The organism is Nitrosospira sp. Nsp14 (assembly GCF_900113575.1).
Lineage (GTDB): Bacteria > Pseudomonadota > Gammaproteobacteria > Burkholderiales > Nitrosomonadaceae > Nitrosospira.
The window spans coordinates 38,717-53,691 of record NZ_FOPV01000004.1; the positions used below are offsets into that span (position 1 = coordinate 38,717).

The following is a 14,975-nucleotide window of genomic DNA, read 5'->3' on the forward strand; positions in this document are numbered from 1 at the left end:
ACGACCAAGAACGGGGCGGCGTCCGGAGACCGGTAGATGGGACTAAGGTATTTCAAATATTCCATATAACAGCTGTCCATGGGAGGAAACGACATGTCCGAATTAATCGTAGTGGGCTTTAAAGATCCTGAAGAAGCGGATCTCGTTCTGCTGAGGCTGAGCAAGTTAAAGCGGGAATATCTGATAGATATCGAGGACGCGGTCGTCGTCGTGCGCGACGACGCGGGCAAGGTGCATCTCAAGCAAAGCATTAATACTGTCACAGCCGGAACAACGACCGGTTTTCTTTCTGGTGGTCTATGGGGGACCCTGGTCGGGTTCATTTTCCTAAACCCGTTGGCGGGATTTGTTCTGGGTAGCGCAATCGGCGCCGGAGCAGGCGCCCTATCCGGTTCTCTAGTCGACTATGGCATCAATGATGATTTCGTTAAATCACTAGCCGAGACCATTCCGCCCAACTCGTCCGCGCTTTTTATTCTCGTACGAAAGGTGCAACCGGAAAAGGTTCTCGCGGAACTCTCTGGCGTTAAAGGAAAGGTCCTGCGGACCTCCCTGTCACCAGAACAGGAGAAAAAGCTTCAGGAAGCTCTTGAAGGGGCAACCGTACCCGCCTCAAATTGACCGCCTCGAGTTGACCGTCGCTATGTGAAGTCTGCATCGAGGACGATGCGGTAACGCGCCTCCCCCGCCGCGAGATGGGCGATGGCGTCGTTCACCTTACTCAGCGGGAAGTGCTCCACCTGGGGCGCGATATTATGCCGGGCGGCGAAATCCAGCATGGACGACATCGCGGCCGGACTCCCCGTCGGCGACCCGGAGATGCTTTTCTGTCCGAAGATAAGGTCGAAAGCGCCAACCGGTATAGGTTCCAGGACCGCGCCGACGAGGTGCATGCGCCCATTAGGCTTGAGCGTCTGCAAAAACGCGCTCCAATCCAGCGGAACATTCGCTGTGACAAGTAGAAAATCAAGCGAATTTGCCGCCTTCAGGATGCCGGCGCGATCCCGGCTTGACACCACCCGATGCGCGCCGAATTTTCGTACTTCTTCCATCTTCGACGGGTTCGAGGAAAAGGCGGTTACCTCGCAACCCCAGGCATTCGCAAATTGAAGGGCCATGTGCCCCAAGCCGCCGATGCCGACCACACCTACCCGGTCCGTTGGTTTCACATCGTAGATAGCTAGGGGCGCAAACACAGTAATACCGCCACACAGCAGCGGACCGGCAGAGGAAATATCGAGCGCTTCCGGCAAGGGAACAGCCCAAGCCCAATGCGAACGCACCTTTTCCGCAAAACCCCCGCGGTGGCCGATGATTGTCGCAACTGCTCCAGCGCAGAGATGATGATCGCCAGTCATGCATTGATGGCAATGCATGCAACTGGCGCTGGTCCATCCGATCCCGACACGCTGGCCGATCCCCAATCCCTTGACCTGATCACCCGCGGCCACGATGCGGCCCACCGCCTCATGGCCCAGCACGACCGGATACTGGGACAATCCCCAATCGTTGTTAAGAATGGAAAGATCGGAGTGGCAGAGGCCGCAGAATTCGACGCCGATCTCCACCTCTTCCGGCCCCAGCGGACCGGCATCGTAGGTGAAAGGCTCAAGTTTTTGCTTAGCCCCGTGCGAGACCCATCCCCTGATGTCCGTCATGGCTTTCCTCCCTATTCAAGCCGGATACTCACATTGTTTTGCCTTTTACGGCCCCATATGAAACATCGGTGATAATCGCTCGGCGGCCCCTGCCGTGTTCAACCCATTCAGATCCACGCTTACTTTGCGGGTAAAATCTATTCCCGTCAACATAACATCCTCAAGCACGGTCGCGCCGATGATCTATTCAAGTTTTCAATCACATCCCATCAGAAGCGATGGAATCGGAGGGCCGCCCAATGCCTGAAATCAGTGGAATCGGTGAAACCGTGGACTTCTGTCAGGCGCCGGCACATCTCGCGCTTATCGATGCCGATTGGGCCCGATTGATACACCACATTGGCCCCTGCACGCTCCAACCACGCTTGCGGGAGCCATACGAAGCCCTTATCAGGGCGGTTGCCTACCAGCAACTTCACGCCCGGGCCGCCGATGCTATTATCGCCAGATTCCTGAATTTGTATCCGACCAGTGGTTCTGAAACAACCTTTCCGCTCCCCGACCAAGTGTTTGCGACTCCAGATGGAGATTTGCGCCGCTGCGGTTTCTCAACGCGAAAGATAACCGCCGTCAAGCACATCGCAGAAGGCGCGCTGAATGGACTGGTACCTTCCCTCGATGCTGCCCGACGAATGCAGGACGATGAGCTTGTCGCCCGGCTCATCACCCTCCCCGGCATCGGCCGGTGGACCGTGGAAATGTTTCTAATGCATACGTTGGGACGCATGGATATCCTGCCTGTGGATGATTTTGGGGTACGCGACGGATACCGGTTTCTAAAATCCATGAACACCTTGCCCACTCGCAAGGAATTGGAAAAGGCCGGCTTGCCGTGCAGCCCGTATCGAACCGCAGCATCCTGGTATTTATGGCGTGTCGCCTCCTTGCCGGACTATTCCAGAATGACGAAGGAAAAATAGCAACCCGTTCTGAATAAGCACGCCGCTGGCATCCCGGGACCCGTCCGCCGGCGCCCCTTTTTTGAGTACTCTTTCCCATCCGTTCGCAGGGGGCAAAGCATTTCATCGCGAAGGTTTGCTCTGGTTTAGAATACCGTCCTTGCCCGGCAGCGGCCGCCCCTTAAAAAAGGCAAAAAATAACGCCGGGGCGTGTAACGCCTTCGATAATCGGAGAAACCATGCTGTTTGAGCGCGTCAAATCCCTCGATCACATCCTTGAAGCAGCGCAGAAAAAGGGACTTAAGCGCCAGCTCGGAGCATTTGACCTGACCATGCTGGGGATCGGCGCCGTCATTGGTACCGGCATTTTCGTTTTGACATCGGTTGCGGCAGACAAGGCCGGCCCGGCAATGATGTACTCGTTTGTCATTGCCGGGTTCGTGTGCGCACTCACAGCCCTGGTATATTCCGAAATTGCGGCAATCGTGCCCGTGGCCGGCTCGGCCTACACCTATTCCTATGCGGTATTCGGTGAATTGATGGCGTGGATGGTAGGCTGGGCGCTTATCCTCGAATATGCCGTTGCGGCCGCTGCGGTGGCAGTTGGTTGGTCCGGCTATATCAATGGGTTTTTGCACGAGATCGGCTACGGTCTGCCTCTGTTCCTGACCGCCGGACCTTTCGACAGGGTTCTGGTGCCCGGGACTGGAAATGACAGCGGGGCTGGACTCGCGACTGCCGCGGGCGGATTCAACCTCCTGGCATTCCTGGTTTCGCTCTTCGTCACGTCGTTGCTGATCATGGGCACCGGCAAAAGCGCCAGATTCACCGCCGTTCTGGTCATCGTCAAAATTGTCGCGCTTGCCGCCTTCATTATTCTCGCTCTGCCAGCCGTCAATTCAGCCAATTTTGAACCCATGTTCCCCAATGGCTGGGGGACGCCGCTTTCCGGAGTTGGCGTGCTGGGCGCAGCCGCTTCCATTTTTTTTGCTTACGTGGGATTCGACGCCGTCTCGACGGCTGCGGAAGAAACGAAAAATCCCAACCGTAATGTACCGATCGGGCTCATCGGGTCACTGACGATTTGTACGCTGATTTACCTGGTCGTGGCTTATGCGGCCGTCGGCGCGGTTGGATCTCAGCCCGGCGGCGAACTATCCCTCTCGAAGGAACCGTTGGCGTTCGTGCTGCGTGAGGTGGGATACCCGGCTGTAGGCAACTGGGTGGCGTCAGCAGCGATTATCGCTCTCCCCTCGGTCGTGCTCATGATGATTTATGGTCAAACGCGGGTGCTGTTTACTATGTCTAGGGACGGGTTGATGCCGGCAGCTTTCTCCCATATTCATCCTCGTTTTCACACGCCGCATATCGTCACGCAGGCAACCGGCCTCGCGGTGGCGCTATTTGCCGCCCTGTTCCCGGTTGCAACACTGGCGGATATCTCGAACTCCGGCACGCTGTTCGCGTTCTTCATGGTGGCCCTGGGGGTGATGGTATTGCGCCGGCGCGACCCGGAGCGGCATCGGCCCTTTAAGACGCCTATGCTATGGATGGTGGGACCCTTGGCGATGGCGGGCTGCGCCCTGCTGTTCATCAGCCTGGGTTGGGGCACGATCCAGATGTTTCTGGCCTGGGCCACGATCGGCCTGATTGTCTATTTCAGCTATGCCCGGCGACACAGCCATTTGGCAAACCATCCTGCGAGCGATTGATCTGATACACGCCATATCTTGCTTCAGCCCAGCTGCGGCCCGGATGCGGAAGAAGCTATTGCCGGGATTCAGGCATACGCTTCCAGCTTCCCGCGGAAAATAATTGAACTCATGCCGGTGGCAGCGTGTCTTCTATTTCTGAAAGCGGAGGCTTGTTTCCCAGGGACAACTTTCCCACTTTACAAATCCACCCCTGCAACAGGGACTCAAGTTTCTTGACATGCCCGGCTGAGCGGAATTAAACCTCGGCCTCTTTTCCAAACCTGTTTCCCGCGGACATATGCCGGTCGATAGTACTGATCTTGCTTTGGAGGACGCCGAATGGTGGAAAAAAACCACCGTTTATCATGTCTATCCGCGGTCCTTTTTCGATAGCAATGGCGACGGTATCGGAGATATACCCGGCATTATTGAAAAACTGGACTACATCCAATACCTTGGATACGAAACCATCTGGATTTCCCCGTTCACCGAAAGTCCGCAAAGGGACTTTGGCTATGACATCAGCGACTATTACGCTATCTCTCCCCATTATGGGGATATGGCGCTCTTCGAAAAGCTGGTGCAGGAGGTGCATGGCAGAGGCATGAAGCTCGTCTTCGACCTGGTGCTGAATCACACCTCCGATCAGCATGACTGGTTCAAGGAGTCCGCCAGCTCACGCGACAACCCGAAGGCGGATTGGTATATCTGGAGGGATGGAAAGGGCAGGAATGGGACGAGAGCACCGAACAATTGGCGTGCCATGGCAGGAAACAAGGCATGGACCTACTATCCCGAGCGAGACCAGTTCAACTACACCGCGTTTCTGCCTTTTCAACCCGACCTGAACTACCACAATCCGGAAGTGAAGGAAGCCATGTTCGAGATTGCGCGATTCTGGCTGAACAAAGGCGTGGATGGCTTCCGGCTGGATATTGTCAGCGCGATCTATGAAGATCCCGAGCTTCGCGACAACCCCATCAGCTTTCGCTTAAGCCCGTCCGATCAATCGCTATCCATATTTTTCCAGCATCTGAAGCATAACTTCCTGCACGAAAAGAGCTTCGAATTCGCGACCGAACTCAGAGATGTGGTGAATGAGTTCGAAAACCCGAAAAGGATACTCATCGGCGAATCGCATGGTGATGAGGGAGTGATAAACCGTTTCTGTCATCACGAGGGGAAGAATGGCCTCCATGCCGTCTTCCTTTTCAAAGCAATTTCAACCCCGTTTAGAGCCCCGAATTACCGCAATTTGCTGATGAGGTTCGAAGAACATTTTCCGGACCCGCTGTTGCCCACCCTCGTTTTTGCCAACCACGACCGTAACCGCGTGATCAGTCGTCTGGGAGGAAGCGTGAAAAAGGCGAAATTGCTGGCGCTGTTCCAGTTTACCTGCCGGGGTATTCCGTTCACCTATTTTGGTGACGAGATTGGAATTCCCAGGGTGCGCATTCCGCTAAAACAGGGAAAGGACGCGATCGCCCTGCAGCACAACTGGGTTCCACAGTTCCTGGTGGACAGAAGTGCCGAAATTCTTAACCGCGACGAGTGCCGCACCCCTATGTTGTGGAACGACGAGGCCTATGCAGGCTTCTGTCATACCTCCGCTCAACCGTGGCTTCCGGTAGCGGAAAATTTCAAGGACATAAACGTTGAGAAGCAAATGGCTGAACCTGATTCGCTGCTCAATTTTTATAGAAAGGTAATTTGTCTTCGGAATGAAACCCCTGCGCTGAACGCCGGACAGCTTGAGATTGCGCATGATTTTTGCAACCGCAAAATGCTCGCTTACTACCGCATTGCCGGAGGCGAGAAATATCTGGTGCTGCTGAACATGTCGAGATACCGCCTGAAAAGCCCGCTCGATAATGAGGTCTTGCTGTCGACCCATGCTCAAGGCAAGGAGACGCATTTTCAGCCATTCGAAGGACGCGTCATGGTGGCAGCGCACCATTAGGCAGGTCCGGGCGCCTGGGTTTGACACGCCTGAACACTTTCAGTGGTTGCCGCACCCCTCCCTTGATCCTTTATACGTTACGTCTGGCCGCTGTGCTGGCCGAAAGGCTTGACGATGGTCTCTGCGGTCAAGCGTTCCTGGCACACCGCGTTCTCATTCCGGCCGCTCCTCCCCGAACCGGAGAATAAATCAGCTTCACGCCCGCTGGTTGCCAGGCCTGCGCTCGGTCCCAGCATCGGGATGATCGTCTTGCCACCAAAGGGTCCGAACTCCGTCCTGGCGTCAACGGGTGCTCCTCGCCCCAGTTGCTCGCCTCGCGTAATGCTTCGCGGTGGGCGTTGTCCCCATGTTCGCGCCCGACGCGAAGCATCGACCAGTTTATAATACGTTCGATAGGGTTGCTTCCATCCTCGGCCGGTCAGTTTAATGACGATAGCCATCCGGTTGCTCAAATAGAAGAGCACAGATGACAACGCAACACCGATGATCTCGCGCATAATCCTCCCCGATCGATTAAATCCGGACGGGTCCGATGGAAGCCTCATCTTATGGACCCGTCGTGACTGCTGGACACAGGTACTACTATGTATTACTACATATTAGTAGGTACAGAGATCGTTAACGGGTCATTTCAGAAAATCTTGATCCAGACGGCATTCAGCTGGTCCAATCCATCGCCGACTAGGGGACAATCAATTTTATGATTTAATGCGTGCGCTCTACTATGCCCGAGTAACACAAACCTTTTTCTACTCCTGATATTCACCCGGCTCCTTTTTGCGGAATCAGTTGCTAACAGAAATAGAACGGACCTTGAATGGGCGTGAAGACGTGTTAGAGATGTTTCTGCCCCGAAAAGTCGACTGCCAGCTCATCGCTAACTGTCGAGCTGTGTTTGACAATCATGCTGCAATCACATCACTATTCGGTTATTGAAGGGTCGGGTATAAAGCCAGCCTCATCGTTCGTTCCCCCTCATTTGACGTATTGAAAAGCAGGTCGTCGGACTCGTAACCCGGGGCTACTATTAAGGATGGCGAGAAGGGGTTTTCTGAGCCACCTTCACGTGCAATGTGGCCATCCGATTCGAGGCGAAAGAGCAGACCGTCCAGTTGGTCGTTACTTATCGGATCGCTGCTTAAGCCAAACATATCTATCAATCCTGATTTTTTCATTATAAGTTCCTCCAGAAACTCTAGTTGCGGCACGGTGTGAGCATGGGAACCGGACCGAAAAATATCATTGGCTATCTTGACGTGATGCTTGAATTCATTTTTTCCCCGGATTTTTATATTTGTTGAGTCAAACGCGATAGCAGGACATTGAGCTTCAACTAATACCTGTGAAATCCGTTAGGGCTGATTGAACGATACTTAAACACACACAGAAAGTCGTAAAGGAACGGTTAAGTTTTGGTTAAATTCCTATAATTCTGTTCTTGGGACGGCAAGATGGAACGGATGAACAGCGCGACACAGAAAAATTGCTGGGAATTCCTACCTTTCAGGTTGGATAAGGCTAACGCTACACTTTGGCGCAATGACCAGGTGGTGCCATTGCGGCCCAAGAGTTTTGCCACGTTATGTTATTTGATCGAGCGGCGCGGCCACCTTGTAACCAAGGATGAGTTGCTGGATGCCGTGTGGCGCGACCGCTGCGTTGGCGAGGCCGTGCTGAAAGTGTGCATTAATCAGCTCCGCCAGGCCCTGGGGGACGATGCCCACGCTCCAATTTACCTGATCACGGTTGCTCGACGAGGCTATCGGTTCGCCGCCCCTGTTACTGAAATTCAACCGTCGAAGAAAACGGAAGTGCCTGTCACCGACCCTCGCCGGCGGAGTTGGCTCTCCAACAGAACAGGCTACTGGGTCGGCCGCGAGACGGCCCAAGCTACGTTACTGACAATCTGGCAACGGTCGCTAGAGAACTTGCGCCAGGTTGTTTTCGTGACAGGCGAGCCGGGAATCGGCAAAACAACGCTGATTGAGATGTTCCTCAACCAGGTGAGCGATCGCGCGCCGATGGTTTTACGCATGCGCTGCGTGAAGCATTTTGGTGAGGGTGAGGCGCTGCTTCCCATGATCGAGGCCATGGAAAAACGTTGCCGCGCGCCAGAAGGCGTCGAACTGATCGGACTATTGCGTCGTCATGCACCGGTCTGGCTCGCGCAACTTCCGTCAGTATTGAAACTGGAAGAACGAGAGACGCTTCAGCGCGAAATCTTCGGCGCAAGCCGGGAGCGCATGGTAAGGGAAGGATGCGAGCTGCTGGAAGCTTTAAGCAAGGAGAGCCCGTTGATCCTGGTGCTGGAGGATCTCCATTGGAGCGACCACGCGACACTTGATTTTCTCAGCTTGCTGGCGCGCCGCAATGAGCCCGCGCATCTGACGATTGTGGCAAGCTATCGTCCAGTTGACGCCAGCCAGGGCACGCATCCTGTTACCTTGATCCACCGTGAGTTGCAGATGCGAGACGTCAGCTCGGAAATCGCGGTTGATCCGTTCTCGCTGGATGAGGTCAAGGGCTACCTGATGCAACGTTTCCCGGATATTGAAATTCCAGATTCAGTGAGCCACGCGCTCTTCACCAGGACGGGCGGACTCCCTCTGTTTGTTTCCAATCTCATCGAGTATCTGGTAAGCAAACACCAGGGCTGGCCCCTATCCACAGAAATGGTCGTGGACACAGCGCTTCCGGATACCATCCGCCGTGTCATCGAACGCGAGATCGAATGGTTAAGTTCGGATGAACAGCGCCTGCTGGCAGTCGCCAGCGCGCTAGGGTCTCAGTTTTCCGCGATATTGCTCGGCGCGGTGCTCGATATGGACGTGGCCGAGGTAGACCGCGCATGCGATGCGGTGGTAAAGGGTGGCCAGATATTGCTTCTAGATGGCATGGAGCGTAGTCCGCAAGGCGAGGTCGTCTGTAATTATGCATTCCGCCATGCTTTATATGTGGACGTACTGTACCAGCGGCTTTCCGCCAGCCAGCTCATCAGATTACATTTGCGCATTGGCGAATGCCTTGAACGGCTGCAAGGCAAGCAGGACCGGAAGTATGCCGCTGAATTAGCCCTGCATTTTGAAAAGGGATGGGATTGGGATCGAGCAGTTGGTTATCTGGTACAGGCAGCGGCCAACGCGGCACGGCGGTTCGCAAACCGCCACGCGTACGACTACCTCGTTCGCGCGTTGGGGATGGTTGAGCGACTACCGCAGGAAAAGCAGGCGGAAACACGCATCGAACTCCTGAAACAATCTTCTGCAATACGCCGCTCGATGGGAGAAATGGCGGGCGCCAAAGCCGACCTGGAGAATATGCTCGCCACGGCGACAGCTTCGCGCAACCGCCGGGCAGAAGTATTAGCGCTTCTCGAATTGAGCCGTGTCCTGGTATGGCTGGATCGTCGGCGATGCCTGAAGCTGGCGGAACAAGCGATGGAAAGCAGTAAAGACCTTGATGACAAGATGCTTCAGGCGGTGGTCAAGGGGATGTGGGGCGGACTGAACCTTGTCTTCGGTCCATGGCGCGCAGATTTTGCCCGCGCCTGCCAGGAAGCGATGGATGTGGCTCGGGCCAGCGCGAGTCCGCTTGTAATGCACTCGCGGTTGACACAGCATGTCTATATCGAATTGCTGGCCTCACGGTACAAAAATGCCTGGGAAATGTCCGAAGAGGCCCTGGCCTTGTCACGTGCGGTCGGCGACGGCTACATGTTCATGGTGGGCCATTACTATGCGGGGTTAGCCCTGCTGCATCTGGGCGAGTGGGGGAAGTTGCGGCAGATCGCGGAGGAGAGCAAGCGGGCGTTCGAATCCAACGACGCAAGTTTGCCGCTTCGTTTGCATTACCAAATTCTGATGGCGTGGCTGTATGTTGAGGCGGGTGATCATGCGGGCGCAAAAAGGTATTGTGAGGAAGCGCTGTCTGAGAGCGCCGGCGAGTGGTTCTCATTTATCTCGGTTCATTGCTCGGCTATCCTTGGACGAGCGCTACTGGGCCTGAAAGATTACGCTGGCGCCGCTCGGTGCTTTGAAATTTTCTTTCAAGCAAAAAAAAATGAAGTTCTGCCGGTATTCAGCAACTATTTCTTCCCGGCGTGTTTAGGAGCTTGCGAAACTTGGCTAGCACTGGGAGAGTTCGGACAGGCACGTCATTACGCTGAACAATTGCAAAGCCGCGCGGCTGGAGCCCCCGAGCGCACCTATCTTGCGCTCAGTTATTGCATGTACGCGGAGATTGCTTTAAAAGAAGCGCTGCCTGATGAGGCCGAGTCGCAGATTGCCGAGGCGCTGAACATAATAGAGCAAGCCGAACTTCCTCTTGCCGCGTGGCGCGTACATGCCACCGCTGAGAAATTCTATTCTCTGCGAGGTGAAACGCACAGAGCTGATCTATGCCAATCGAAAAAACAGGGCGCGATTCAGCAATTGCGTCGATCAATGCCAGATTCTGATCCTTTGCGTGAATGCTTATCGAGCTTGTTCGGAAACAATTCGGTTCCCTTTATGGTCGATCAGGCGGTACGGATAAAACCATGTCCGAGGAATTCCAACGCAAGCTTACCCGACCTGTTTAATCGTTAACCCTGGGGTTGAGCACGCCATAGCCGAACTCCCGCCTCAAGTTCCTCCCCTCTGCCGGTGCTTCCGATTAATGGTCAGCTTGGGTTCAAGCTCGACATCAAATTTTTGCGTGGGAATCGTTACGACTTAATCAGAATGATCAACGGCTTTAACATGGATTCATGACAAACGAATAAAGACGAAAATTTTCGCCATAACTCACGTCGGCGCTTTTTCCTGAAACGGGCGGCAGCTTCCGCTGCCGGATTGGGGATAGCCGGGGTAACCGAAACAATGGCTGTTGCCGCGAAGATGAAATTGCCGCCCCTACCAGAGAATGTGATGACGGCGGACGCGGCTTTGGAAAGATTAATGAAAGGTAATGAACGCTACGTTGCCGGTCTGTCCACACCCCTGAATTTCGCAGCTGACCGGGCAGCCTTGGTGACTGGACAAAACCCTTATGCCACTATCCTGAGTTGTTCCGATTCGAGAGTAAGCCCCGAGTTCTGTTTTGACGAACAACGCGGCGATCTATTCGTGGCTCGTGTCGCTGGTAATTATCTCACCACCGATTTTGTCGCCACGCTTGAGTATGCCGCCGTCGTATTGCATACCCCCCTGATCTTGGTTCTGGGTCATCAAGGCTGCGGCGCGGTTCGCGCCGCCATTAGCGCGGTTGATAATCACGAGCAGTTTCCGGGGCACATACAATCGATCGCAAGCGCGCTCGCGCCTGCAGTCAGGGCAGCAAAGGACATGCAGGGCGACCGGTTCGATAACGTGGTTAAAATGAACGTCGTTCGCACTGTCGAAAAATTGCGAAAACAGCCGCCGGTATTGAGCAGATTGGTCGCGGACCGAAAGCTGCTGGTAGCAGGGGGTGTTTACAATCTGTCAACCGGCCGCGTTGACCGGGTTGCCTGAATGGTACTTACGCTTCGGCCAGCTGGCACGGGATCAGCGAACGTAGAGAGTACGTCCGATAGCGTCGAGCGCTAGCGCGGCTCGTCTACGCGCGCGAGTGAACAGTCCGGCGCTCCTGATACTCGATTAGCCCATGTCGGGTGTCCATATCAAAACGCGGCACGAAGTGTTGCATCTGCTCGTGGATATCAATAGCGAAGGCATTACCGTTTTACTCCGCACGCAGGACCTTCACGCAGTTGCTCCCATCCCCCCTGCGTACCAAGACCTCCGGGGCCACTACCCGACTGGTTGCACTCGAACTCCCAAATGCTTCATGCGCGGAAAACCGCCGTGCGCAATCACGCTTTGTCCCTGCTGACCACTGTTCAGATGTTAGAGCAGGAGCAAGCGAAAATGTCCGTATCCCCGGAAACGTTAGATTTTTGAGATCACGAGACTCGTATTTGACACCCAGTCCCCAGCCGCGGCCTTGCCGTAGGGGGTGTACCTCAGTCCAATAGTAAAGCTCGAGCAATTCCGTAATATGACCTACTGGTTGACAGCCCATTTTTGCTAACTTTGAAGGATCATATTATGAACAGAACCCTAGCCCCGCTTCTGGCCGCCATCGGAATTGCAGCGTCCGCTCCGGCATCGGCGATTATCGTAGGCGGTGTCGATTTTGGAACGCTGGGTGCAAATCCAGGCAAGACCCATCTGGAGACGGCGACGCTTGCCCAAACCTTCGTAAACGGCAATGGACAGAATGCTTCGGTCTATGGCTATATCACCACCATCAATGGCGATAATACCTACTGCGCTGACGGAAGTGGTAATTGCGGCCTGTTCTACACTGCGACATTTAACAATTCGCAGAATTTCTCATCTTCTTATGTTGAGTTCACGAACGCGACGGTTTCTGTTTTTTTTACGAATACTTCACCTCTGAATCTGCTCAACCATGACTCGCCAACCAATATGGCTGCAATTCAGTCGTTCAATAATGGAAACCCCTGGGTGACGCTGACAGGCCATGGCAATCTTGGCGGCGCAGCCGATCCAGCGGCTGTGCTCAATGGGGTGGGCTTCTTTACCGGGTCAACATTGAGCGGTGGCGGTTTCGGTTTATTTGATGTAGCAGGTCCCGGAGATGCTTCCGTAATCTCGTTTTTAAACGGGAATGGTATTTCAGATGCAATCGGGGGCAAGGCGGATATCGCGCTTACCAGTTCGTTTAACAACTTTGTACAGAACCCGTTCGATATCGTCGGCGGATTTGCTACGGGTTGTTCCAATGGAACCGCTAGCGAGGGATCATGGTGCTACCAGGGCACGGCAAATCTTCGGGGTTCCACCGTCGTGCCGGAGCCAGGAATGCTGGGACTTATTGCGATTGGTCTTCTCGCCGTTAGCGCAACCGGCCGCCGTCGGAAAGTTTGACGCGTAGCGATCGAAAAAAATCGGAGAAAAGTTAAAACTATGCGACCGGGCCCGGTGTCACCAATGCTTCGTAAATTTGGTCGTAGAAGCGGGATACATCAGTCATTTTTTTCGTTCACGATGTGAAAGAAAATTTCATTCTGCTTGATCATGCCCAACTCGTTCCGCGCTCGCTCTTCAATGGCCTCATGTCCCTGTTTGAGGTCCCGCACTTCGGCATCCAGCGCGGCATTGCGCATTTGCAGTTTTCGGTTGATCTCGTGCTGCCGCGTCACCTGCTGATCGATTTCCCATACTTTCAGCCAGCTACCCTTCCCCAGCCACAGCGGGTATTGCACCAGGGCAATCAGAGCGATGAGTATAAGCGTCAATATTTTCAACGAAGAATCCCTGCATAGGCTGCACGCGGCGTGGCGGTCCCCTTCTTACTTTAACTGATAGAAGGCGTCGCGCCCCGGATAGTGCGCCGCATCTCCGAGATCTTCCTCGATACGCAACAACTGGTTATATTTGGCCAGCCGGTCGGAGCGCGAAAGCGATCCCGTCTTGATTTGCAGCGCATTCGTGGCCACGGCGACGTCGGCGATGGTGGTATCTTCGGTCTCGCCGGAACGGTGAGATACCACGGCGGTGTACCCGGCGTTTTTTGCGCTCTGGATGGCGGAAAATGTTTCAGAAAGTGTCCCAATCTGATTGAGCTTTATGAGGATGGAATTGGCGATGCCTTGCGCGACGCCTTCCTTTAGAATGCTTGCATTGGTTACAAAAATATCATCGCCCACCAGCTGGATGGATTTTCCGTACCTGCTCGTAAGGAGTTTCCAGCCGTCCCAATCATGCTCGCTCATGCCATCTTCGATGCTGAGAATGGGATACTTGTCGATCCATGCGCCGAGGTAGTCGGCAAATTGTGATGAGTCCAGGCTTAAGCCGTCCGAGGCCAAATGATATTTTCCATCCCGGAAGAATTCGGAGCTTGCGCAGTCGAGCCCGATCGCAACATCGGGTCCCGGTAAATAACCCGCTTTTTCTATTGCCTCTACGATCAATTGCAAGGCCGCCTCGTTATTGGCGAGATTCGGGGCAAAGCCGCCCTCATCGCCCACCGCAGTATTGATCCCCCTGTCGTTAAGCAAACCCTTCAGGGTATGAAATATTTCGGCTCCGCAGCGCAGGGCTTCACGGAAACTCTGTGCGCCCAGCGGGATGATTACAAATTCCTGCATGTCGATATTATTGTTGGCGTGCGCCCCACCGTTAATCACGTTCATCATCGGCACGGGCATGGACATGGGCCCTGTTCCGCCCAGATAGCGGTATAGCGGAAGCCCGGATTCCTCCGCCGCGGCTTTGGCGACCCCGAGCGATACTGCCAGAATGGCATTCGCACCCAATCTTGATTTATTACCGCTCCCATCGAGATCGATAAGCGTCTGGTCGATAAAACTTTGCTCAGTTGCATCCAGTCCCATGATGGCTTCCGCGATCTCGGTATTCACGTTTTCGACTGCTCTCAGTACTCCTTTACCAAAATAGCGCTGAGCATCCCCATCGCGTAATTCGACCGCCTCTCTGGTCCCAACGGATGCGCCGGACGGAACGGAGGCCCGGCCCAGCACGCCGGATTCCAGCAGCACATCTGCTTCCACGGTAGGATTCCCGCGTGAATCAATTATTTCGCGGGCAATGACATCTACGATTGCACTCATGCTATTTTTCCCTGGGTCTTGTTTGTAAATTATTGAAAGTGTTTTCCTGGATTCACAGGCAGTGATAAAAATTCGGGCAGTGAAGCGGTATTCAACGGTGCGGCAGCCAATTGGCTGGATGGTTATGAACACGCATTGGAT

General features: G+C 54.4%; 12 protein-coding genes. 7 read left to right on the forward strand and 5 right to left on the reverse strand.

All coding sequences use genetic code 11. From position 1 onward, the window contains the following. Positions 1-93: 93 nt before the first annotated feature. Entirely contained in the window at positions 94-621 is a 528-nt protein-coding gene (locus BM022_RS03615; RefSeq protein WP_091136964.1) for a DUF1269 domain-containing protein, read from the forward strand. Positions 622-641: 20 nt separating this feature from the next. Here the strand turns inward: BM022_RS03615 and BM022_RS03620 are convergent, their stop codons facing one another. Beyond that, entirely contained in the window at positions 642-1,658 is a 1,017-nt protein-coding gene (locus BM022_RS03620; RefSeq protein WP_091136966.1) for an NADPH-dependent aldehyde reductase Ahr, read from the reverse strand. A 239-nt stretch (positions 1,659-1,897) separates the two neighbouring features. Here BM022_RS03620 and BM022_RS03625 point away from each other — a divergent pair, with 239 nt between their 5' ends. The 3 genes from BM022_RS03625 to BM022_RS03635 all read left to right on the forward strand — a co-directional run bounded on the left by BM022_RS03625 (position 1,898) and on the right by BM022_RS03635 (position 6,211). Further along, positions 1,898-2,578 (forward strand): DNA-3-methyladenine glycosylase family protein, encoded by a 681-nt coding sequence (locus tag BM022_RS03625; RefSeq protein WP_091136967.1) that lies wholly within the window; start codon positions 1,898-1,900, stop codon positions 2,576-2,578. A gap of 218 nt (positions 2,579-2,796) precedes the next feature. Continuing rightward, positions 2,797-4,269 carry an amino acid permease gene (locus BM022_RS03630; RefSeq protein ID WP_091136968.1) on the forward strand — a complete coding sequence of 491 codons (1,473 nt, stop codon included), beginning with the start codon at positions 2,797-2,799 and terminating at the stop codon, positions 4,267-4,269. A 280-nt stretch (positions 4,270-4,549) separates the two neighbouring features. Further along, complete coding sequence (locus BM022_RS03635) at positions 4,550-6,211, forward strand: alpha-glucosidase (protein ID WP_091136970.1); 1,662 nt, start codon at positions 4,550-4,552, stop codon at positions 6,209-6,211. Positions 6,212-6,288: 77 nt separating this feature from the next. Here the strand turns inward: BM022_RS03635 and BM022_RS03640 are convergent, their stop codons facing one another. Together BM022_RS03640 and BM022_RS03645 are read right to left on the reverse strand one after the other, a co-directional pair. Further along, positions 6,289-6,708: a hypothetical protein gene (locus tag BM022_RS03640; protein WP_091136971.1), complete on the reverse strand. Its 420-nt coding sequence runs from the start codon at positions 6,706-6,708 to the stop codon at positions 6,289-6,291. 432 nt (positions 6,709-7,140) lie between these two features. Further along, positions 7,141-7,386: a hypothetical protein gene (locus BM022_RS03645; protein WP_091136972.1), complete on the reverse strand. Its 246-nt coding sequence runs from the start codon at positions 7,384-7,386 to the stop codon at positions 7,141-7,143. Positions 7,387-7,671: 285 nt separating this feature from the next. Between BM022_RS03645 and BM022_RS03650 the strand changes: the two genes are divergently transcribed. The 3 genes from BM022_RS03650 to BM022_RS15675 all read left to right on the forward strand — a co-directional run bounded on the left by BM022_RS03650 (position 7,672) and on the right by BM022_RS15675 (position 13,125). Next, positions 7,672-10,797: an AAA family ATPase gene (locus BM022_RS03650; RefSeq protein ID WP_091136973.1), complete on the forward strand. Its 3,126-nt coding sequence runs from the start codon at positions 7,672-7,674 to the stop codon at positions 10,795-10,797. Positions 10,798-11,148: 351 nt separating this feature from the next. Then, positions 11,149-11,703: a carbonic anhydrase gene (locus tag BM022_RS03655; RefSeq protein ID WP_256208892.1), complete on the forward strand. Its 555-nt coding sequence runs from the start codon at positions 11,149-11,151 to the stop codon at positions 11,701-11,703. Positions 11,704-12,279: 576 nt separating this feature from the next. Next, positions 12,280-13,125, forward strand: coding sequence for a PEP-CTERM sorting domain-containing protein (locus BM022_RS15675; RefSeq protein ID WP_091136976.1), 846 nt, complete (start codon positions 12,280-12,282; stop codon positions 13,123-13,125). Between the two features lie 98 nt (positions 13,126-13,223). Here BM022_RS15675 and ftsB read toward each other — a convergent pair whose 3' ends face one another. After that, entirely contained in the window at positions 13,224-13,505 is a 282-nt protein-coding gene (gene ftsB / locus BM022_RS03670; protein WP_091136978.1) for a cell division protein FtsB, read from the reverse strand. Between the two features lie 45 nt (positions 13,506-13,550). Beyond that, entirely contained in the window at positions 13,551-14,834 is a 1,284-nt protein-coding gene (gene eno / locus BM022_RS03675) for a phosphopyruvate hydratase (RefSeq protein WP_091136980.1), read from the reverse strand. Positions 14,835-14,975 lie beyond the last annotated feature (141 nt).

What these genes read in the sequence shown, in the direction of transcription:
- BM022_RS03615 (WP_091136964.1), top strand. Translation starts at nt 94, where the DNA reads ATGTCCGAATTAATCGTAGTGGGCTTTAAAGATCCTGAAGAAGCGGAT.
- BM022_RS03620 (WP_091136966.1), bottom strand. Translation starts at nt 1,658, where the DNA reads ATGACGGACATCAGGGGATGGGTCTCGCACGGGGCTAAGCAAAAACTT.
- BM022_RS03625 (WP_091136967.1), top strand. Translation starts at nt 1,898, where the DNA reads ATGCCTGAAATCAGTGGAATCGGTGAAACCGTGGACTTCTGTCAGGCG.
- BM022_RS03630 (WP_091136968.1), top strand. Translation starts at nt 2,797, where the DNA reads ATGCTGTTTGAGCGCGTCAAATCCCTCGATCACATCCTTGAAGCAGCG.
- BM022_RS03635 (WP_091136970.1), top strand. Translation starts at nt 4,550, where the DNA reads ATGCCGGTCGATAGTACTGATCTTGCTTTGGAGGACGCCGAATGGTGG.
- BM022_RS03640 (WP_091136971.1), bottom strand. Translation starts at nt 6,708, where the DNA reads ATGCGCGAGATCATCGGTGTTGCGTTGTCATCTGTGCTCTTCTATTTG.
- BM022_RS03645 (WP_091136972.1), bottom strand. Translation starts at nt 7,386, where the DNA reads ATGAAAAAATCAGGATTGATAGATATGTTTGGCTTAAGCAGCGATCCG.
- BM022_RS03650 (WP_091136973.1), top strand. Translation starts at nt 7,672, where the DNA reads ATGAACAGCGCGACACAGAAAAATTGCTGGGAATTCCTACCTTTCAGG.
- BM022_RS03655 (WP_256208892.1), top strand. Translation starts at nt 11,149, where the DNA reads ATGAAAGGTAATGAACGCTACGTTGCCGGTCTGTCCACACCCCTGAAT.
- BM022_RS15675 (WP_091136976.1), top strand. Translation starts at nt 12,280, where the DNA reads ATGAACAGAACCCTAGCCCCGCTTCTGGCCGCCATCGGAATTGCAGCG.
- eno (WP_091136980.1), bottom strand. Translation starts at nt 14,834, where the DNA reads ATGAGTGCAATCGTAGATGTCATTGCCCGCGAAATAATTGATTCACGC.